Origin of the sequence: Klebsiella sp. ME-303, from assembly GCF_007910085.1 — a bacterium.
In the GTDB taxonomy this organism is placed as follows: Bacteria; Pseudomonadota; Gammaproteobacteria; order Enterobacterales; family Enterobacteriaceae; genus Klebsiella; species Klebsiella michiganensis.
Genome location: NZ_VOJB01000072.1, coordinates 32392 through 53668, shown reverse-complemented (window position 1 = coordinate 53668; position 21277 = coordinate 32392). Strand labels below are relative to the sequence as shown.

At 59.1% G+C, this 21277-nt stretch carries 18 protein-coding genes; 9 read left to right on the top strand and 9 right to left on the bottom strand.

Annotation, left to right across the window (positions count from 1 at the left end; all coding sequences use genetic code 11):
* Positions 1–158: 158 nt before the first annotated feature.
* From lsrG to lsrA, 6 genes are read right to left on the bottom strand one after another with little or no spacing between them, the layout of a single operon-like run.
* Positions 159–455 (bottom strand): (4S)-4-hydroxy-5-phosphonooxypentane-2,3-dione isomerase, encoded by a 297-nt coding sequence (gene lsrG, locus FQK12_RS11015; protein WP_014226921.1) that lies wholly within the window; start codon positions 453–455, stop codon positions 159–161.
* A complete protein-coding gene (lsrF, locus tag FQK12_RS11010) occupies positions 452–1339 on the bottom strand; it encodes a 3-hydroxy-5-phosphonooxypentane-2,4-dione thiolase (protein ID WP_004105939.1) in 888 nt (295 codons plus the stop codon). Before lsrF ends, lsrG begins: the two co-directional genes overlap by 4 nt.
* Before the next feature lie 11 nt (positions 1340–1350).
* A complete protein-coding gene (gene lsrB, locus FQK12_RS11005; protein WP_014226922.1) occupies positions 1351–2352 on the bottom strand; it encodes an autoinducer 2 ABC transporter substrate-binding protein LsrB in 1002 nt (333 codons plus the stop codon).
* A gap of 1 nt (position 2353) precedes the next feature.
* On the bottom strand, positions 2354–3346 hold the full coding sequence (gene lsrD, locus FQK12_RS11000) for an autoinducer 2 ABC transporter permease LsrD (RefSeq protein ID WP_014226923.1): 993 nt from the start codon (positions 3344–3346) through the stop codon (positions 2354–2356).
* Positions 3347–4381, bottom strand: coding sequence for an autoinducer 2 ABC transporter permease LsrC (gene lsrC, locus FQK12_RS10995; protein ID WP_014226924.1), 1035 nt, complete (start codon positions 4379–4381; stop codon positions 3347–3349). It lies immediately after the preceding gene.
* Positions 4378–5865: an autoinducer 2 ABC transporter ATP-binding protein LsrA gene (gene lsrA, locus FQK12_RS10990; RefSeq protein WP_014226925.1), complete on the bottom strand. Its 1488-nt coding sequence runs from the start codon at positions 5863–5865 to the stop codon at positions 4378–4380. Before lsrA ends, lsrC begins: the two co-directional genes overlap by 4 nt.
* Positions 5866–6084: 219 nt before the next feature.
* On the opposite strand from lsrA, the gene lsrR reads away from it, so the two are divergent.
* The 3 genes from lsrR (at position 6085) to FQK12_RS10975 (ending at position 10931) form a co-directional block, all read left to right on the top strand.
* Complete coding sequence (lsrR, locus tag FQK12_RS10985) at positions 6085–7056, top strand: transcriptional regulator LsrR (protein ID WP_004105944.1); 972 nt, start codon at positions 6085–6087, stop codon at positions 7054–7056.
* A 37-nt stretch (positions 7057–7093) separates the two neighbouring features.
* A complete protein-coding gene (gene lsrK / locus FQK12_RS10980; RefSeq protein ID WP_014226926.1) occupies positions 7094–8686 on the top strand; it encodes an autoinducer-2 kinase in 1593 nt (530 codons plus the stop codon).
* 223 nt (positions 8687–8909) lie between these two features.
* Positions 8910–10931 (top strand): NADPH-dependent 2,4-dienoyl-CoA reductase, encoded by a 2022-nt coding sequence (locus FQK12_RS10975; protein ID WP_014226927.1) that lies wholly within the window; start codon positions 8910–8912, stop codon positions 10929–10931.
* Between the two features lie 170 nt (positions 10932–11101).
* Here the strand turns inward: FQK12_RS10975 and rlmG are convergent, their stop codons facing one another.
* Together rlmG and FQK12_RS10965 are read right to left on the bottom strand one after the other, a co-directional pair.
* Complete coding sequence (rlmG, locus tag FQK12_RS10970; protein WP_014226928.1) at positions 11102–12232, bottom strand: 23S rRNA (guanine(1835)-N(2))-methyltransferase RlmG; 1131 nt, start codon at positions 12230–12232, stop codon at positions 11102–11104.
* Between the two features lie 104 nt (positions 12233–12336).
* Positions 12337–13680, bottom strand: coding sequence for a glycoside-pentoside-hexuronide (GPH):cation symporter (locus FQK12_RS10965; RefSeq protein WP_004854424.1), 1344 nt, complete (start codon positions 13678–13680; stop codon positions 12337–12339).
* A 107-nt stretch (positions 13681–13787) separates the two neighbouring features.
* Here FQK12_RS10965 and FQK12_RS10960 point away from each other — a divergent pair, with 107 nt between their 5' ends.
* The 6 genes from FQK12_RS10960 to sstT all read left to right on the top strand — a co-directional run bounded on the left by FQK12_RS10960 (position 13788) and on the right by sstT (position 20788).
* A complete protein-coding gene (locus tag FQK12_RS10960) occupies positions 13788–14654 on the top strand; it encodes a helix-turn-helix domain-containing protein (RefSeq protein ID WP_014226929.1) in 867 nt (288 codons plus the stop codon).
* A gap of 128 nt (positions 14655–14782) precedes the next feature.
* Positions 14783–16426: a glycoside hydrolase family 43 protein gene (locus FQK12_RS10955; RefSeq protein WP_014226930.1), complete on the top strand. Its 1644-nt coding sequence runs from the start codon at positions 14783–14785 to the stop codon at positions 16424–16426.
* A 78-nt stretch (positions 16427–16504) separates the two neighbouring features.
* Positions 16505–17008, top strand: a complete 504-nt coding sequence (locus FQK12_RS10950; protein WP_014226931.1) for a M48 family metallopeptidase — start codon at positions 16505–16507, stop codon at positions 17006–17008.
* Between the two features lie 69 nt (positions 17009–17077).
* The gene (locus FQK12_RS10945) at positions 17078–18067 is read left to right on the top strand and encodes a Gfo/Idh/MocA family protein (RefSeq protein WP_014226932.1); all 990 of its coding nucleotides are present in this window, start codon (positions 17078–17080) and stop codon (positions 18065–18067) included.
* A 250-nt stretch (positions 18068–18317) separates the two neighbouring features.
* Positions 18318–19286: a TerC family protein gene (locus FQK12_RS10940; RefSeq protein WP_014226933.1), complete on the top strand. Its 969-nt coding sequence runs from the start codon at positions 18318–18320 to the stop codon at positions 19284–19286.
* Between the two features lie 254 nt (positions 19287–19540).
* Positions 19541–20788, top strand: coding sequence for a serine/threonine transporter SstT (gene sstT / locus FQK12_RS10935; RefSeq protein ID WP_004105963.1), 1248 nt, complete (start codon positions 19541–19543; stop codon positions 20786–20788).
* 18 nt (positions 20789–20806) lie between these two features.
* On the opposite strand, the gene FQK12_RS10930 is transcribed toward sstT, so the two are convergent.
* The coding region (locus tag FQK12_RS10930; RefSeq protein ID WP_146295718.1) for a YgjV family protein at positions 20807–21277 on the bottom strand (471 nt) is incomplete at its 5' end.

The window sequence follows — 21277 nt, the reverse complement described above, 5'->3', positions numbered from 1 at the left end:
TGTAGAGATGTGGAAAAGCGCTTCTGGCAGACTGTAATAAATGCACGATGAAGTCTCTGCTGTTTTGTTAGCGCAACCAGCAGATCGCACTTCACCGTGCTTTTCATTTTTCTGGGGTACCTCAGCCCTTCAGGAAAGGGCCGGGGTGAGGGCTCGTCTTACACCTCCGGCAGCAGGCCGATAAAGCTGCGCTTCTGCCGCGGCTGCGACATCAGCGCCTCCAGCTTCGCCACGCAGGCCAGATAGTGCGGGGTTTTCTTGTGCGCCAGCACCGCTTCATCATCTTTATAGGCTTCATAAATAAAAAAGCGCGTCTTCACCTCCGGGTCCTGCAGGACGTCAAAGCGCAGATTGCCCGGCTCCTGCAGCGCCCCTTCGTAGTTGGCGCGGAACACCTCAAGAAACTCGTCGACCCGTTCCGGTTTGATATTGATTTCCACCAGCGTTACGTTCATTGCAGCTCTCCCTGTTTTTCCTCCTGCCAGAACTGATACGCCTCGCGGGCACTCAGGTTCTCATGCACCACTTTTTTCACCGCCTTCAGCATCGCGCGCGGCGCGCTGGACTGGAAGATATTCCGCCCCATATCCACGCCGGAAGCCCCCTGGTCGATCGCCCGCCAGCACATCTCCAGCGCCTCCTGCTCCGGCAGCTTTTTACCCCCGGCGATGACGATCGGCACCGGGCAGCTGGCGGTGACTTTCTCAAAGCCTTCCTCAACAAAGTAGGTTTTCACGAACTGCGCCCCCATTTCGGCGGCAATGCGGCTGGCCAGCGAGAAGTAGCGGGCGTCGCGGGCCATCTCTTTGCCCACGCCGGTTACCGCCAGCACCGGCATACCGTAGCGGTTGCCGGCGTCCACCAGCTTGATAATGTTGTTGATGGACTGATGCTCATGCTCGCTGCCGATATAGACCTGCGCCGCCACCGCGCAGACGTTCAGGCGCAGCGCATCTTCCATCGCCACCGCCACGCACTCGTTGGAAAGTTCGCTGAGGATCGAGTTGCCGCCGGAAGCGCGCAGCACCACCGGTTTGTTGGTCGCCGCCGGCACCTGACTGCGCAGCACGCCGCGGGTGCACATCAGCACGTCGGTCTCTTCGAACAGCGGCGCAATAGAGAGATCGATACGCTCCAGCCCGGTGGTCGGCCCCTGAAAATAGCCATGGTCGAACGCCAGCATCACCGTGCGGTTGCTCTGCGGGTTGAAGATACGCGCCAGCCGCGACTGCATCCCCCACTCCAGCGACCCGCAGCCCTTCAGCGTATAGAGCGTATTCTGCTGCGGACGGTCTAAGCCGAAGTTTTTTCCCTCTTTGATATCGTCTAAATCAGCCATCTCATCCTCCATCAGAAATCGTAGTTATTGATATTCTCTTTGGTGAACACCACCCGCTCCGGCAGCAGCACGATGCCGTTGCCTTTCGCTTCATACTGATAGCCCTGCACGCTGTTGGGCTCGACTTTCAGGGCGCCGAGATCTTTCACATCAACGCTGTCGCCGACGTTAAGATCGCCCTTTTTCAGCAGACGATCGGCGACGTTAACCGCGATCTTGCCCTGCTGCACCACGTCCCACAGGCCGAAGGCTTTTACCGTGCCGCGCTCCACGTAGGGGCGCATCACGTTCGGGGTACTAAAGCCGACAATCGCCACGCCCTGGCGCTTGAGATTCTCTGCCGCCTGGGCAGCCGCCGGAAGCGCGTTGGCGTCCGGGGCGATAATGGCGTCGAGATCCGGGTACGCTTTTAAGATCCCCTCGGCGGTTTGCAGCGATTTAGTGGCGTCGTTATAGCCAAACTGCGTGGTCACCACTTCCCACTGCGGATGCGCTTTTTCGATTTTGGACTTCGCCTCTTTTACCCACTGGTTCTGGTCGGTCACCGTCGGGCTGGAGTAGAAAAACGCCACTTTGGCGCCAGGCTTCGTCACCTGCTTTTCCGCCATCTCCACCAGCAGGCCGCCGAGCTGCTGCGGCGTCCCCTGGTTGATATAGATGCTGCGGCACTCTGGTTTGGTATCGGAGTCCCAGGTCAGGACCTTCACCCCGCGCTGCATCGCCCGCTTCAGCGCCGGGCACAGCCCGTCCGGCGATACGGCGGAAACGATAATCGCGTTGTAGCCCTGGTTGACGAAGTTGTTGATCAGCTGCACCTGCCCGGAGACGCTCGGTTCGGTCGGGCCGTCGTAGGTGACGTCCACGCCGAGCGCTTTGCCCGCCTCTTTCGCGCCGTTACCGCCGCTGGTAAAGAAGCCGACGCCAACCAGCTTAGGAATAAAGGCGATACGGTCCGCCGCCTGGGCCGATGCCATACCCAGCGCCATCGCCAGCACGATCAGTTTTGTTTTCATTTTATGCTCCGATTGTTTTACGCGAGAAAAGACGCCGCCAGCTCATCCGCACCCATTCACGGTGCAGGCTCAGCGAACGCCCCATCACCACCACAACCAACAGCGCCCCTGACAGCGCGCTCGACACCTGGTTGGGGATGCCGACCATTTGCAAACCTTGTTGTAAATAGCCCACCAGCAGCGCGGCCAGCGCCGTGCCGACGATCGAGCCGGAACCGCCGTAGATATTGGCCCCGCCGAGCACCGCGGCGGTCAGCGCCGGCATCAGCAGGTCGCGGCCTAAGTCCGAGCGCGCCGAGCCGAAATAGGAGACCATCACCAGCGCCGCTACCGCCGACGCCACGCCCACCAGGCCATACAGCGCGTAGGGCATCCCGTTAACGGAAAGCGCGGCGTAGCGCGCGGCGCGCGGGTTCTGCCCGAGCAGAAAAAGGTGCCGCCCAAAGCGCCCGCGGTGGGCCAGCAGCCAGAAGAAAAAGGTGATAACGGCGAACAGCACCAGCGGTATCGGCAGGCCGAACAGGGTCAGGTTGGCGAAGGCGGTAAAGCTATCCGGGAATCCGCCGATGCCTTCGTAGCCGGTTGCCCCGGCCATGCCAGAAAGCAGCAGCGCGCCGCCGCCGTAGAGGTAAAGGGTGCCAAGCGTAATCACCAGCGGGCTAATGCCGGTGTAATGAATCAGCGCCGCGTTCAGCAACCCGCACAGCAGGCCGAGCAGCAGCGTCAGGGGGATCGCGAGACTCATGGGCCAGCCCGCCTGCATCATCACCCCCAGCGCGATGGCGCACAGGCCGATGGTGGAACCGAGCGAAATATCAATCCCGCCGCTGATAATTACCAGCGTCAGCGGCAGCGCCACGATGCCAATGCAGATAAAGTCGCTGGTGCTGAACAGCAGCATATTGAGATCCAGCATGCGCGGATTCAGGGCGCCAAACAGCAGGATCTCCAGCACCAGTAGCGCCAGCAGCGCGCTTTCCCAGTTGAGCTTCATTTACGCCACCTCTTTGTTTTTGCGTTCGGGAAACGGGGCCACGCGCTTGCCCCCTTTATTACCGGGCTGAAAGCGGCTGTACTTCAGCGCCCGCTGATGGCGGGCCAGCGCCTGACGCAGACGCCCGTCGAGCACCAGTACGCCGAGCAGCACCAGGCCGGCGATGAAGTCGTTCCACCACGCCGGGAGACGGAACAGCACCAGCACGGTGTCAATTTGGGTGAGGAAGAAGGCGCCGAGAAAAGCGCCCAGCAGCGTGCCGGTACCGCCAAGCAACGAGATCCCGCCGAGCACGCAGGCGGCGATGGCCTTCATCTCCAGGCCGCTGCCGGTCTGATTGGGCACAAAGCCAATCTGCGCGGCGAACACAATCCCGGCGCAGGCCGCCAGCATGCCGTTAAGGGTAAATGCCAGCATCCGCGTGCGGTTCACCGCCACCCCGAGCTGGCGGGCCGCGGCGAGGTTATCGCCGACGGCGTAAAAATCACGGCCAAAGGCGGTGCGCGACAGTATCCAGCCGCCCGCCAGCAGCAGCGCCAGCACCAGCCAGCCCAGCGGCGAAATACCGATGAACGCCGGTTCCGACAGCGCCTTCAGGCTGTTCGGCAAGCCTTCAATCCACTTACCGCCGGTCCACAGCAGCATCACCCCGCGATAAAGCCCGAGGGTGCCGAGGGTGGCGACAATCGCCGGGATGCGCAGCCCCACCACCAGCAGGCCGTTAAAGGCGCCGGCCAGCGCGCCGATCGCCAGCGCGAAGGCGATGGCGGTCATCAGGCCATACCCGCTATTCAGTGCCACGCCTGTCGCGATAGCGCTCAGGCCGACGGTGGAGCCTACCGAAACGTCTATATTGCGGGTCAGCATCACCAGCGTCGCCCCCAGTGCCAGCAGGCAAAGGATCTGCGCGCTGGCAAAGATCATGGCCAGGGTTTGCAAACTGAAATAAGCCGGGTTGAGCGCCACCAGCCCGGCAAACAGCACCACGATGGCGAGAAAGGCGCTCAGTTCACGATTCTTTAATAACGTTTTCATGCCTGTCCTCCGAAGGCCAGGGTCATCATCCGGTCAACGCTGACCGCCTGCTGCGCCAGCTCGCCGCTCTGCCTGCCCTGATGCATCACCAGCACCCGATCGGCCAGGCCAACGAACTCGTCGAGATCGCTGGAGATCATCAATACCGCCACGTTCTGCGCGGCGACGCTTTTCAACAGCTGATAGATGTCGGCGCGGGCGGAAACGTCCACGCCGCGGGTCGGCTCATCGACGATCAGCAGCAGCGGGTTAGCCTCCAGGCAGCGCGCCAGCAGTACCTTCTGCTGGTTACCGCCGGAGAGCGTGCGCACCGGGCGATCGCCATCGGCCATTTTGATCCCCAGCGCCCGGTGATAGCGCTCCACCACCGCCGCTTCGCGCCTGTTCTGCTGCCACAGCGACGGCTGGTTAAACATCACCGTGTTCCAGCGCACCGGCGCATCGAGAAACAGCCCGGAAACCTGCCTGTCCTCCGGCAGATAGACCAGCCCGCAGGCCAGCCTGGCGCGCGTACTGTCGCGGCTGATATCGCGGTTTTCCAGCCATACCCGCCCGGCGCGCGCCGGTCGCAGACCGTAGAGCGTTTCGGCAAATTCGGTGCGCCCGGATCCGACCAGCCCGGCGAGGCCGACGATCTCCCCGGCGCGGATCTCCAGGTTGAGATCGATAAAACCTTCTCCGGTCAGATCTTCAACCCTAAGGACCGGGAAATCCTGCGCCTGAGTGCGGCGATTGCCCGGCAGCGCCAGCCACAGCTTTTGCGTGTCGCTCAGCGCACGATCGCGGCTGACGGGCGTCATTGCGCCGATCAGCTGATTGTCGCCGTAGTGCGCGGTTTCCCCGCTCAGCACCACCGCGCCGTCGCGCATCACCGAGACGTGGCTGGCGACCTGGCGGATCTCCGGCAGCTTGTGCGAGATAAACACGATCCCGACGCCGAGCGCCTGCAAAGAGCGGATCTGGCGAAACAGGCGCTCGGTTTCCCCCGGCGTCAATGAGGCGGTGGGTTCATCGAGGATCAGGATCTGCGCGTCGCGCATCAGCCCGCGCAGGATCTCCACCATTTGTTGGTCGGCGACTTCCAGGGTGCTGGCCGCCGCCTCAAGGTTAAGCTGGCAGCTAAGCTGCTGAAGCTTTTCCTGCAGGCGGGCCTCGGTATCCGCCCGCTTTGGCAGACGAAAAAGAATATTTTCCCGCACCGTCAGATTGGGGAATAACATTGGTTCCTGCGGCACCAGATACACGCCCTGCTGATGGGCCTGGGCGGGAGTAAGGCGCGCAAATGTACGTTCGCCGAGGATGAGCTCACCGCTGTCGGGGGTCTCTACCCCGGCGATAATCTTCATCAGCGTCGATTTTCCGGCGCCGTTACCGCCCATCAGCGCGTGCACCTGGCCGGAAAGCAGCGTGAAATCAATCTGCTTCAGCACGGTGACGCCGGAGAACTGTTTGCCGATTTGGCGAGCTTCAAGCAGTGGCTTCATCATCGCGCCTCATTTTGAACAAAAGATTTTTTAAATTAATAATGTTCAAAAGCGTAGACGGTGAACTATATTTACAACCGTGCAACGATCACAGTTTTATGCTTTCGATCGTTTGAAGAAAACCAGCGGACAACGAAAGATCCGTTTTGCCAGTCGGCTCACATTTTCCGACCGCGCAATAACGAACATATGATCTAAATTTTTATAAGAGTTCAATTTATGAGCGAAAAACGCATTACGGAAGAGAGCCGCTACGCCGGGCTGGCGTTAGCCGAGGAGGAGCTGGTGGCGCGGGTGGCGTGGTGTTACTACCACGACGGACTGACGCAGAACGACATCGGCGAGCGTTTAGGGCTGCCGCGGTTAAAGATCTCCCGCCTGCTGGAGAAGGGCCGCCAGTCGGGGGTGATCCGCGTCCAGATTAATTCGCGCTATGAGGGCTGCCTGGCGCTGGAAACCGAACTTCAGCAGCGTTTCGGTCTGAAAATTGCCCGCGTGCTGCCGGCGCTGAATACCCCGCCGATGAACACCCGCCTGGGGATTGGCGCGGCGCAATCGTTAATGGGCGTGCTGGAGCCGGGACAGCTGCTGGCGGTGGGCTTTGGCGAAGCCACCATGAGCTGCCTGCAGCACCTGAGCGGGTTTATCGGCTCCCAGCAGGTTCGGCTGGTGACGCTTTCCGGCGGCGTGGGCCCGTATATGACCGGCATTGGCCAGCTGGATGCCGCCTGTAGCGTCAGCATGATCCCCGCGCCGCTGCGGGTGTCATCGGCGGATGTGGCGGAGATCCTGCGCCGGGAATCGAGCGTCCGCGACGTGATCCTGGCCGCGACGGCGGCGGATGCGGCGGTGGTAGGTATCGGCGCCATTGACCAGCGCCGGGACGCCACCATCCTGCGCTCCGGCTATATCAGCGAAGGCGAACAGCTAATGTACGCCCGCAAAGGCGCGGTCGGCGACATTTTAGGTTATTTCCTGCAGGCCGACGGCAAACCGGTTGAAGGGCTGGAGATCCATCGGGAACTGCTCGGCGTCACCCTTGATGAACTGGCGCAGCTGCCGACCATCGTGGGCGTCGCCGGGGGCACAGAAAAAGCGCAGGCGATTTACGCGGCCCTTATCGGCAAGCGGATTAATGGCCTGGTAACGGAAGAGACAACAGCACGCGCGGTGCTGACGCTGGCCTCATAACGGCCCTGCGCCGCGCAACACGAGCGAGGCGCATGTCATGAGTTACCTGTTAGCGTTAGATGCCGGGACCGGCAGCATTCGGGCGGTCGTATTCAATCTCCAGGGCCGCCAGATGGCGGTCGGCCAGGCCGAATGGAAGCACCTGAGCGTGGACAATGTCCCCGGCTCGATGGAGTTCGATCTTGGCACCAACTGGCAGCTGGCCTGTCAGTGTATCCGTCAGGCGCTGGCCGCCGCCCATCTCTCTGCGGCGGATATTCAGTCCGTAGCCTGCTGCTCGATGCGTGAAGGCATCGTGCTTTACGACCGCAACGGCGAGGCCATCTGGGCCTGCGCCAACGTTGACGCCCGCGCCAGCCGCGAGGTGGCGGAGCTCAAAGAGATCCACGACGACCGTTTTGAATCCGAAGTGTACGGCGTGTCCGGGCAGACCCTGGCGCTGAGCGCCATGCCGCGCCTGCTGTGGCTGGCCCATCATCGCCCGGATATCTACCGCAAAGCGGCGACCATCACCATGATCAGCGACTGGCTGGCGGCAAAGCTTTCCGGCGAACTGGCGGTTGACCCTTCTAACGCCGGAACGACCGGCATGCTCGATCTCTTCAGCCGCGACTGGCGCCCGGCGCTGCTGGATATGGCCGGGCTGCGGGCCGATATTCTCTCGCCGGTCAAAGAGACCGGCAGCGTACTGGGAGCGGTGACCGACGCGGCGGCGGCGCAAAGCGGGCTGCGCGCGGGCACGCCGGTGGTGATGGGCGGCGGCGACGTCCAGCTCGGCTGCCTGGGCCTCGGCGTGGTGCGCGCCGGGCAGACGGCGGTGCTCGGCGGCACTTTCTGGCAGCAGGTGGTTAATTTGCCGGAAGTCCGAACTGACCCGGAGATGAATATTCGCGTTAACCCGCACGTCATTCCCGGCATGGCGCAGGCGGAGTCCATCAGCTTCTTCACCGGCCTGACCATGCGCTGGTTCCGCGACGCGTTCTGCGCGGAGGAGAAGCTGATTGCCGGGCGCCTCGGCGTCGACGCCTACAGCCTGCTCGAAGAGATGGCCAGCCGCGTGCCGGCGGGTTCCCACGGGGTGATGCCGATCTTCTCTGACGCCATGCACTTTAAGCAGTGGTACCACGCTGCACCATCGTTTATTAACCTCTCCATCGACCCGGAAAAATGCAATAAGGCCACCCTCTTCCGCGCGCTGGAAGAGAACGCGGCGATTGTCTCTGCCTGTAATCTGGCGCAAATTTCGCAGTTTTCCGGCGTGCAGTTTGACAGCCTGGTCTTTGCGGGCGGGGGCTCAAAAGGCGCGCTGTGGAGCCAGATCCTCAGCGATGTCACCGGCCTCCCGGTGCGGGTGCCGGAGGTCCGCGAGGCGACGGCGCTGGGCTGCGCGATCGCCGCCGGCACCGGTGCCGGGCTGTACGGCGATATGGCGGCGACGGGCGAGAAGCTGGTGAGCTGGCACCGGGAATTTACGCCCAATCCGGCGCATCGCGAGCTGTATCACGAGATGATGATCAAATGGCAGTCGGTGTACGCCGAGCAGCTCGGTCTGGTGGACAGCGGATTAACGACCTCGATGTGGCAGGCGCCGGGGCTGACGCGCCGTGCCCCTGTTGCCCCCTCACCCTAAGCCTCTCCCCTACAGGAGAAGAAACCGTCCGGGCATAACTGGCCCCGGCGCCATTCCGCCCTTCTCCCTCTCCCGGAGGGAGAGGGCCGGGGTAAGGGAGAACCTTCCGCCGTTCTTTGAATCCCATCACAATCGCCGCACTCCCCTTTTCCCTTTTCGCCCGCGGCGGCTAAATTAGTAACTCATCCGACCACATAACAATAATTTTACACTGGAAGAGATTATGAGCCGCTACCCGTCGCTTTTCGCCCCGCTTGACCTGGGGTTCACAACGCTCAAAAACCGCGTGTTGATGGGCTCGATGCACACTGGCCTGGAGGAGCTGCCGGACGGCGCACAGCGGCTGGCGGCGTTTTACGCCGAGCGCGCCCGCCACGGGGTGGCGCTGATCGTCACCGGCGGGATTGCCCCGGCGCCTTCCGGCGTCACCATGGCGGGCGGCGCGGTGCTTAACGACGCCAGCCATCTCGCTCATCACCGCCATATCACCGATGCGGTACACGAGGAGGGCGGCAAAATCGCGCTGCAGATCCTGCATACCGGGCGCTACAGCTACCAGCCGCAGCTGGTGGCTCCTTCCGCGCTGCAGGCGCCGATCAACCCCTTTACGCCTCACGAACTGAGCCACGAAGAGATCTTACAGCTGATCGATGATTTTGCCCGCTGCGCCCAGCTGGCGCGGGAAGCCGGGTACGACGGCGTCGAAGTGATGGGCTCGGAAGGCTATCTGATTAACGAATTTCTTGCCGCGCGCACCAACCTGCGCGACGACCAGTGGGGCGGCGACTACGCCCGACGCATGCGTTTTGCCGTAGAGGTGGTCAGAGCCGTGCGGGAGCGCGCGGGCAGCGATTTTATTATTGTCTACCGCCTGTCGATGCTCGACCTGGTCAGCGGCGGCAGCACCCTGGCGGAGGTCACCGCGCTGGCGAAAGCGATTGAGGCCGCCGGGGCCACGATTATCAATACCGGCATCGGCTGGCACGAGGCGCGCATTCCCACCATCGCCACTCCGGTACCGCGCGGCGCGTTTAGCTGGGTCACCCGCAAGCTGAAAGGCGCGGTGTCGATCCCGCTGGTCACCACCAACCGGATTAACGATCCCGCCGTGGCGGAGGCGATCCTGGCCCGCGGAGACGCCGACATGGTATCGATGGCCCGCCCTTTCCTCGCCGACAGCGAATTTCTCTCTAAAGCACAGAGCGGGCGGGCGGATGAGATCAATACCTGTATTGGCTGCAACCAGGCCTGCCTCGATCGGATCTTCGCCGGTAAAGTCACCTCGTGTCTGGTCAACCCGCGCGCCTGCCATGAAACCCTGATGCCGATAGCGCCCGCGACCGCACCGAAGCGGCTGGCGGTAGTCGGCGCCGGTCCTGCCGGCCTGGCCTTTGCCGTTAACGCCGCCTCGCGCGGGCATCAGGTGACGCTCTTTGACGGGCACCATGAGATTGGCGGCCAGTTTACTATCGCCAAACAGATCCCCGGCAAAGAGGAGTTCCATGAGACTCTGCGTTATTACCGCCGGATGCTGGATCTTACCGGCGTCGCGCTGCGGCTTAAAACCCGGGTGACGGCCGACGATCTGCGGGCATTTGATGAGATTATCCTCGCCACCGGGATCGCCCCGCGGATGCCGGATATCGCCGGGATCGATCATCCGAAGGTGCTGAGCTACCTCGATGTCCTGCGTGATAAAGCGCCGGTCGGCGAGAAGGTGGCGATTATCGGCTGCGGCGGGATCGGCTTTGATACCGCTATGTACCTCAGCCAGTCCGGCATCGCCACCAGCCAGAATATCGACGAGTTCTGTGCGGAATGGGGGATCGATACCAGCCTGCAGAGCGCGGGCGGATTACGCCCGGAGGGGATGCAGCTGGCTAAAAGCCCGCGCCAGATCGTGATGCTCCAGCGCAAAACCAGCAAGCCCGGCGACGGGCTGGGGAAAACTACCGGCTGGATCCATCGCGCTACCCTGCTGGCCCGCGGCGTCAAAATGATCCCCGGCGTCAGCTATCAACGGATCGATGATGCCGGCCTTCATGTGACGATCGGCGGCGAATCTCAGGTGCTTAACGTTGATCATGTGATTATCTGCGCCGGTCAGGATCCCCGCCGCGAGCTGGCCGATCCGCTGCAGGCGGCGGGTAAAACGGTGCATTTGATTGGCGGCTGCGACGTGGCGATGGAGCTGGATGCCCGGCGGGCAATCGCTCAGGGCACCCGGCTGGCGCTGTCGATTTAGGGAAAGAAAACCCGGCCGGTAGTCCGACTAAGGTATCAGCCGGTAGCCCGGCTAAGGCGTCAGCCGGTAGCCCGACTAAGGCGTCAGCCGGTAGCCCGACTAAGGCGTCAGCCGGTAGCCCGGCTAAGGCGTCAGCCGCAAGCCGGGGAAACCGGGAAAGCCGATAACGCTCAACGCTGTTTGCGCATCTTTGTCGCTTTCAACACCACAAATTTATTATTGGTGGCGATCGTCGTGCAGTTACCGAACGCGCGCTTCAGCTTGCGGAAATAATCGAGATGGCGGTTGCCGACGACATACAGCTCGCCGCCGTACTTCAGGCTGCGGCGGGCGTCGTTAAACATCTGCCAGGCAATATGATCGGTGATCGCATGCTGCTGATGAAACGGCGGGTTGCAGAGGATGGCGGCGAAGCGGTCCGGCTCAATATCGGACAGCGCGTTATTCACCACAAACTCGCAGCGCTCGAGGTCATCCGGCATATTGGTTTCGACGTTCAGCCGGCTGGAAGCGACCGCCATATAGGACTCATCGGTAAACATCACCCGGGCGTCCGGGTTTAAAGCCAGCGCTTTCAGGCCAATCACGCCGTTGCCGCAGCCAAGATCGGCGATCTCGCCTTCAATATTTGCCGGCAGATGCTCCAGGAAGAAGCGCGCGCCAATATCAAGGCCGCTGCGGGCGAACACGTTGGCGTGGTTGTGAATCGTCCACGGCGTACCGTCCAGCGGCCAGCTGTAGGTTTGCGGCGCATCGGCCACCTCAGGCGCGGTAAAGGTACAGAAAATCAGCCGCGCCTTTTTCCATGCCAGCGATGTGGTGGTGGTGCCGAGGATCTTCTCAAACAGCGCCAGGGTGGAATTGTGGACATCCCGCGCTTTCGCGGCGGCGATGATACGGGTTTCCGGCGTGACAACCTCGCGCAGCGCGCGCAGCTGCTGCTCCAGCAGCGCCAGCTGCTTCGGAACCTTAATGAGCACCAGCGCCGGCGCGGCAGGCAGTTCGCTCAGGGGATCCTGAAAACGTACGCTCTCTTCATCAATGCCGTTCATCCGCAGGTTGTAGCGGGTCGCCAGCTCAGATACGTAGGAATCGTTGATGCTGACCGGGTTGCGTTCCGCCAGCGCGCAGCCCAGCGCGCCAAAGCTGTCATTGAAAATGAGCGTCAGGCCGTCGACGTCATTCACCTGTTGCAGCAGATATTCATCCGCCGCTTCCCACGCCTGAAGCGCTTCCTCTTCAGCATTCGGCGGGAACCGCTCTAATGTGAATAACTCACCGTTTAACTCTACCTGGCTCATCGCCTTTGTGCCTCCGGAACTCTAAAACCCGCGAGTTTATACGCAAACTTCGCCCAGTAGAATAGAGATGCGCCGATTATCTCCATCTGCCGGGCGACGGTCCGTTACGCCGGGAGGTCGTCCTGCGCCAGGCGCGACAGGCGTTTATCGTCCAGGCTGTACTTGCTCATGATAACAATCAGCAGCGCCACCAGTACCCCGGGGAAGACGGTGAACAGCAGCGCGATCATCTGCAGCGCGGAGTCGGTTTGCTGCGCTGCGCCGCCAACGTAGTCGCCCCATGCCAGCATATAGCCCACCAGCGCGCCGCCGATGGCGATCCCCAGCTTGATGGCAAACAGGTTTGTTGAAAAAACGATCCCGCTGAGTTTTTTACCGCTGCGTTTCTCTTCCGCATCGATAATATCGGACAGCATGCTCCACTGCAGCGGCGTGGCGGCCAGCTGAATAATATTGATGATAATCACCAGCGCAAAGATAGCGGCCACGTTCCCCGCCGGGACGAAGTACATGCCTATCAGCAGCGCCGCCTCGATGGCCATCGAGATTTTAAACCCTTTCACTTTATCAATATTTTTAAAGATAAACGGGGAGAGCATCGCCCCCAGCACGCCGGAAGCCAGGGTGGTGGTCAGCAGCAGGCTGCCCAGATCCGCCCGCCCCATAATATTGTTGACGTAATAGAGCGTGGTCCCGCCTTTAAACAGCACCGCAATCAGGTTAACGACGTTGAGCGCGAAGAGAATGCGCCAGTCCTTGTTGGCGAGCAGGGTTTTCAGATCATCAAGAATGCTGCTTTGATTGTTGACCGCGATATCCGTGGTGTAGCGCTCTTTCGTCAGGCCGAAGCAGATAAAGAACAGAATGATGCTCAGGCAACCCATCACAATCATGGTGTAAAAATAGCCGTTTTGCACATTACCCTGACCCAGCCAGGCCACCAGCGGCAGCGCGGTCAGCGAGACAATCAGACCGCCGAGCGTACTGAGCGCAAAGCGCCAGGACTGAAGCGAAACGCGCTCGCGGGAATCGTTAGAGATATTATTGATCATCGCGCAATACGGAACGTTAATCGCCGTATAGACCAGCGATAATAAGGTATAAGAAACATAGGCGTAAATCAGCTTGCCGGTATAGCCGAAATCCGGCGTATAAAACGTTAAGCAGCAAAGTACGCCAAAAGGAATCGCGAACCATAAAATATAAGGGCGGAATTGCCCATATTTAGTCCGGGTACGATCCGCCACCGCCCCCATTAATACATCGGTGACCGCATCTAATACCCTGACTGCGAGAAACATGGTCCCCATATGCGCCGGACTTAAACCAAATACGTCGGTATAAAACCAGGCCATAAACAGCATCACCGTCTGCCAGACTAAATTACAGCCGGTATCCCCTAACCCATAGCTAAATTTTTCTTTAATACTGATACGGGCAGTGTTCATCGCGCCTCCGCCAGAAAGATCGTTAATATTTGTCCTCTGTACGTTATTGCTTAGGGCTTACCGATTATGTATAAATCATCCTGTTAAATATAAGAAGAGTGTACTCGATGAGTGATGAATCTCCCGTTTTCGAAAAGATCCCCGTGGGCGCCGGCGAGCTATTTACCCTGCGGGTAGATAACATAAACGATTTCAATGGCATAAACGTAGTCCCGCATTTTCATATGATGGACGAACTGATGTGGTTCCGAGAGTCGGAGGGCAGCTATTCGATTGGTGATGAGAAATTTACGATAAAAAACAATACTCTGATTTTTGTCCCCGCCTTACTGATCCATGAAATGACGCTCCCGGCCGCCGCCAGCCACAAGCGTTATCTTATGCAATTCGAAAAAGAGTGGCTCGAGGGATACGACCTGTCGCTCCCCGCCGCCCACTGCGGTGCGGTCGCTTACCTTTCCGGCGAGGAAGCCGAGCGCCTGGAGCTGCTGCTGAGCTGGTGCGGCGAGTTCAGCGACTTTACCGATTCGCTGTTTCGCTCCCTGATGCAGAGCGTACTGCTGCACGCCTTTAATAGCCTGAAAGATTCCGTCCCCATTACCGAACGCACCAACCATCGCTATCTGAGCGAGCTGATCGAACTTCTGCAATCTATTGATGAAAATGAAAATTTTGAGATGACAACCGAAGAAGCCGCCCGCCGCTGCCGGTGGTCGAAATCCTGGTTTTCCCGCACCTTTAAATCCGCCTTCGGCATCAGCTTCAAAAAATTTATGCTGCTGCGCAAACTGAATATCGCTATCAATCTACTGACCAACACCGACCTGAAGATCAGCGATATCTCGCAAAGCGCCGGCTTCACCGACAGCGCCTACTTCTGCCTCAAGTTTAAAGAGATGATGAACGACACCCCGCTGGCCTTCCGTCACAAAGTCAGAAGCACCGATGCCGTAGGGCGTCAGGCGGAGAAATAACGCGTTTTTGTGAGCCGCATCACCGGATAAGTAGACGTTTATTATATAAATAGCCAGAGTCTATATATCCCCGTCGCTATCGCCTATTTACAATCATCGCTATATTTTGCGCATTAAGGGTAAATACGATGATTCAGAATCCTGTTTTTAAAGGTTTTAATCCTGACCCCAGTATCTGTCGGCGCGGCGATGATTATTATGTGGCGGTCTCTTCCTTTGAATGGTTTCCCGGTCTGCCAGTTTATCATTCGAGGGATTTAAAACATTGGCAACTACTTACCCACGTTCTTACCGATGATAATAATCCGGATTTAAAAAAGCTGCCCTCCGCCAAAGGCATTTGGGCACCGAGCCTGACCTGGTGTGAAGAGGAAAAGCTGTTCTACGTTATTTATGGCGTGATGAATTCCATGAATTCACGTTATTTCGATGTAGATAACTATCTTATTACCGCCAGTGAAATCACCGGCCCGTGGAGTGAGCCGGTTTATCTCCACTCTGCCGGGTTCGATGCCTCCATTTTGCACGACACCGACGGAAAAAAATGGATCGTTTCCCTGGAGTGGGAAACCCGCGAAGGTTACGAAAAACCGGGCGCCATTTGCCTGGTGGAGTATTCGCCGCAAACGCGAAGCGTTGTCGGCTATCCGCAGCGGATCTGGCGCGGCGGTACCGATCGCGGCTGTATTGAAGCACCGCATTTGACGCGCCGCGGCGACTATTACTACCTGATGGTCGCCGAAGGCGGCACCGGCTACGGCCATGCGGTCACCATGGCGCGCGCAACGCAGGTCGCCGGCCCCTATGAAGGCGATCCGCAAAACCCCATCGTCACCTCCTGGCCGGAGAACTTTAACGCGCGCCACGACGCAGACCATCTCAAACCACACTACTTCAATCCGCAAACCTATCTGCAAAAAGCCGGGCACGGCAGCTACGTCGAGACCCCGACGGGCGAAGTCTGGTTAACTCATCTTTGCAGCAGACCCTTCCGCCAGGCGCTGCGCTGCCCGCTGGGCCGCGAGACGGCGATACAAAAGATGGTATGGAGCGACGATGGCTGGCTGCGCATGGCGGCCGGGGGGAACCTCGCTCAGCACCAGGTGGAAGAGTCTAATCTGCCTTCTCAGCCGTTTCCGGTTAAACCAGACAGGGATGATTTTGATGGGCAAGCGCTGGATAACGCCTTCTATGCGCCGAGGATCCGCTTTCAGCGCTTTACCAGCCTTGAGCGTAAAGCGGGTTACCTTGCCTTACGCGGTCAGGAATCGCTGAGCTCGCTGAATAAAGTCAGCCTGCTGGCGAAAAAGCTCACCTCGGTATACGCCACCATCACCACGAAAATGGATTTCAGCCCGGAGATTTATCAGCATAGCGCGGGCCTGGCGATTTACTACGACAATATGAACTATCTGTTTTTGCATAAAACCTGGGATGAAGCCTCCGGCGCAGCGCAGCTGGCCATTATTTATATGGACAACGGTGAGCGTCACGACGACCCGCAGAAAATCTGCCTTACGGAGGGGGAAATCTATCTGGCGATGGCGATTAATGGCCGGGAGATACAGTGCTCGTGGTCCGTGGATGGCGAAAAATACCTCAACATCGGCGCGGTCTACGACACCTCGCGTTTTTCCGATGAATACAGCCGCTATGGCGAGTTTACCGGCGCGTTTGTCGGCATGGCCTGCGTGGATAGCATGCTGCATCGTAAAGAGGCGCTGTTTGACTTCTTTAGCTACCGGGCGGTCGAAGACGCGATAATCGAGTAACGCTGCCTTTCTGGCATCCTGCCCGCGCGGGGTGCTAGAATCCGCGGCTGTTGTCGCTGAATTACGCAAACAGGCCGCATGAGCACTTTAACCTATCTCCAGGGCTACCCTGAATCCCTGCTGGCGCAGGTCACCGCGTTAATCGAACAGAACCGTCTCGGCGAGGTGCTGAAAAAGCGCTATCCGCAGGGTCACGATATCAACAACGATAAAGCGCTGTACCAGTATACCCAGGATCTGAAGTCCCGCTTTCTGCGCGGCGCGGCGCCGATCAATAAGGTGATGTACGACAACAAGATCCACGTGCTCAACAACGCGCTCGGCCTGCATACCGCCATCTCCCGCGTTCAGGGCGGCAAGCTGAAGGCCAAAGCCGAAATTCGCGTCGCCACCGTCTTTCGCGATGCGCCGGAGGATTTTCTGCGGATGATCGTGGTGCACGAGCTGGCGCACCTGAAGGAAAAAGAGCACAACAAAGCGTTCTATCAGCTGTGCTGCCATATGGAGCCACAGTACCATCAGCTGGAGTTTGATACCCGCCTGTGGCTGACCCAGCTTTCGTTAGAGCGTTCTGCGCCATAGCGCACTGGTTTTGTCATGATGGCGTGCTACAGTGACGAAAGGTCCCTTTTACGGAGTTCGTCAACGTTTATGATACGTTTCGCAGTTGTTGGCACAAACTGGATAACCAAGCAGTTTGTCGATGCCGCCCATGAAACCGGCAAATATAAACTCACCGCCATCTACTCCCGCAGCCTTGAGCAAGCCCAGGCCTTCGCCAGCGACTATCCCGTCGAACATCTGTTCACTTCGCTGGAAGATTTAGCGCAAAGCCCTGACGTTGACGCGATCTATATCGCCAGCCCAAACTCGCTGCACTTCCCGCAAACCCGCCTGTTCCTGCGCCATAAAAAGCACGTGATTTGCGAAAAACCGCTGGCCTCGCACCTGCAGGAAGTTGAAGCCGCAATCAAAACGGCGCGGGAAAATAACGTGGTGCTCTTCGAAGCGTTCAAAACCGCCAGCCTGCCAAATTTCCTGCTGCTTAAACAATCGTTCGACAAGATCGGCAAGCTGCGCAAAGCCTTTATTAACTACTGCCAGTACTCTTCCCGCTATCAGCGCTATCTCGACGGCGAAAATCCCAACACCTTCAATCCGGCCTTCTCTAACGGCTCGATCATGGATATCGGCTTTTACTGTCTGGCCTCCGCGGTGGCGCTGTGGGGCGAGCCCCGCGCGGTGCACGCAACCGCCAGCCTGCTGGAGAGCGGCGTCGATGGCCAGGGCACGGTCGTACTCAGCTACGGGGATTTCGATGTCACCCTGCACCACTCGAAGGTCAGCGATTCCGCCATCCCCAGCGAAATTCAGGGCGAAGCCGGCGCGCTGGTAATCGAAAAAATCTCCGAATGCCAGAAAGTGTGCTTCGTGCCGCGCGGCGGCAAGCCTCAGGATCTCACCCAGCCGCAGCATATCAATACGATGCTGTATGAAGCGGAGGAGTTCGCTCGCCTGGTCGAAGCCAACGAGGTGGCTCATCCGGGTCTGGAAGTGAGCCGCATCACGGCGAAGCTGCTGAGCGAAATTCGTCGCCAGACCGGCGTGGTCTTCCCGGCGGATAGTCAACCTGTGGCGTAAAGCTGTGTAAATGGTCCGTCGGCCTCCATTGACGCCATTTATAACCTGTAATACTTTGTTACGCGCAAAGGGGAGTAACTTCCTTGCCGGCCGATCGTCATTACGATGCGTGAAAAACCGCATCCGGTCGCCGGGCAACAGATTCTTGTTGTAAGTGAGACCTTGCCGGAAGGCGAGGTCTATGCATAAAAGCGCAGCGGCTGCCGTCTTCCGACGTCAGCCGTTTTGTTTTTATGTAAGGAAAATAGTAATGAATACTGTCGGCACACCGTTGTTATGGGGCGGATTCGCAGCGGTCGTGGTCATCATGCTGGCTATCGATCTGCTGCTGCAGGGACGGCGTGGTGCGCATAGCATGACCATGAAGCAGGCCGCTGGCTGGTCCATTCTCTGGGTTACCCTCTCGCTGCTGTTTAACGCCGCTTTCTGGTGGTATCTGGTGCAGACCGAAGGTCGCGCCGTGGCCGACCCGCAAGCGCTGGCGTTCCTCACCGGCTACCTGATCGAGAAAGCGCTGGCCGTGGATAACGTCTTCGTCTGGCTGATGCTGTTCAGCTACTTTGCCGTTCCGCCTGCGCTACAGCGCAGAGTGCTGGTTTACGGCGTACTGGGCGCGATCGTGCTGCGTACGATCATGATCTTCGCCGGCAGCTGGCTGATTTCTCAGTTTGAATGGCTGCTCTACGTCTTCGGCGCATTTCTGCTGTTTACCGGCGTGAAGATGGCGCTGGCGAAAGAGGACGATTCCGGGATCGGCGATAAACCGCTGGTGCGCTGGATCCGCAATCATCTGCGCATGACGGATAAAATCGAAGGTGAACGCTTCTTTACCCGCAAAAACGGTGTTATCTATGCCACGCCGCTGCTGCTGGTGCTGATTCTGGTCGAGCTGAGCGACGTTATCTTTGCCGTCGACAGCATTCCGGCCATCTTCGCCGTGACCACCGATCCGTTTATCGTGCTGACCTCAAACCTGTTCGCGATTCTCGGCCTGCGCGCGATGTATTTCCTGCTGGCGGGCGTCGCGGAGCGTTTCTCCATGCTGAAGTACGGCCTGTCGGTGATTCTGGTGTTTATCGGCATCAAGATGCTGATTGTCGATTTTTACCATATTCCCATCGGCATTTCGCTGGGCGTGGTCGGCGGTATTCTGGTGCTGACGCTGCTGATCAACGCCTGGGTCAATAAGCAGAACGATCGGAAAAAACAGCTGCAGTAAGACGTAAACGGCCGGGTGAAGACCCGTTTCACCCGGTCGGCAACGTTTGCCGCGCATTATTCTTACTCATGTCACAAAATAGTTAATACATAGTTAAAAAATAAGATCCCAGCGCGATAAACAGCATTTTACCCTTCCCCAGAAGCGTTCTTTCCGTATACTCAACCAGGCAAACATCTATTTACATCCGGACATAAACGTTACAAATAATACGTAGCCGGGACGGACAGCGACATCACTGGAAGGAATGAATTATGGCAACCCCATCACCCCGATCGACCCTGCTACGGCGACTGGCTCAGGGCAGTCTGGTCAAACAAATTTTAATTGGTCTGGTACTCGGCGTGCTGCTGGCGACGGTCTCAAAACCGGCCGCCGTGGCGGTTGGACTGCTGGGTACGCTGTTCGTCGGCGCGCTGAAAGCGGTGGCGCCGGTGTTGGTACTGATGCTGGTCATGGCCTCTATCGCCAACCATCAGCAGGGGCAGAAAACCAGCATCCGCCCGATTCTGTTCCTCTATCTGCTGGGGACTTTTGCCGCCGCGTTAACCGCGGTGCTGTTCAGCTTCCTCTTTCCGTCAACGCTGCACCTGAACGCGGCGGCAGAGAGCATCACCCCACCGTCGGGTATCGTCGAAGTCCTGCGCGGGCTGCTGATGAGCATGGTTTCTAACCCCATTGACGCGCTGCTGAACGCCAACTATATCGGGATTCTGGTATGGGCCGTCGGTTTAGGATTCGCGCTGCGCCACGGCAATGAAACCACCAAAAATCTGATTAACGACATGTCCCACGCGGTCACCTTTATCGTTAAAGTGGTGATTCGCTTTGCGCCGCTGGGTATCTTCGGCCTGGTCGCTTCCACGCTGGCGACGACCGGTTTTGAAACCCTGTGGGGCTACGCCCAGCTGCTGCTGGTGCTGGTTGGCTGTATGCTGCTGGTGGCGCTGGTGATTAACCCGCTGCTGGTGTTCTGGAAAATCCGCCGCAACCCGTATCCGCTGGTGATGACCTGCCTGCGCGAAAGCGGCGTATACGCCTTCTTTACCCGCAGCTCCGCCGCCAACATTCCGGTGAATATGGCCCTGTGCGAAAAGCTGAATCTGGATCGCGATACCTATTCGGTCTCTATTCCGCTGGGCGCGACCATTAACATGGCCGGGGCGGCGATTACCATCACGGTTCTGACCCTGGCGGCCGTACACACGCTTAATGTTCCGGTCGATCTGCCGACCGCGCTGCTGCTGAGCGTGGTCGCCTCGCTGTGCGCCTGCGGCGCTTCCGGCGTGGCGGGCGGGTCGCTGCTGCTGATCCCGCTGGCCTGTAATATGTTTGGTATCCCGAACGATATCGCCATGCAGGTGGTCGCCGTGGGCTTCATCATCGGCGTTCTGCAGGACTCCTGCGAAACCGCGCTGAACTCCTCGACCGATGCGCTGTTCACCGCCGCCGCCTGTATCGCTGAAGACGAACAGCTGGCAAAAAACGCCCTGCGCAGTTAATCTCTCCTCTCCCCTCCGCTAACGCGCGGAGGGGTTCTCTTTCTGCCCCGCCTTTTCCGCTTTAAACGGATCGATACCGCGCTTTTGCATCCGCCGGAATCGGATGATATTCAGACCGTTCATCAACAGGAAGCTGCCTTCAATCAGGGTGCCGCCGATCGAGCCCAGCCAAAAGTTGTGGATCACCCAGCAGGCGGTCGAACACCACATGACGCAGCGGACGGTTAGACCCGAGCAGCGAAAGAGCGCCCAGGTACTGGCCAGGGTGCCAATAATCGGCAGCAGCTCCATGGCGTGCTGCAGCTTCGCCAGCCCCAGCACCAGGGTGAGCACGATAAACAGAGCCATCACCCACAGCCTGCGAGTGCGCATGGAGATCAGGGTGCGGACGGTATTCAGCTCGGCGCTCATTCCCGCCGGCCAGGCGCCCATCAAAAAGAAATGCACGCCAATGGTGGCGCTATAGACGGCCAGCTGTAGCTTAAAGCG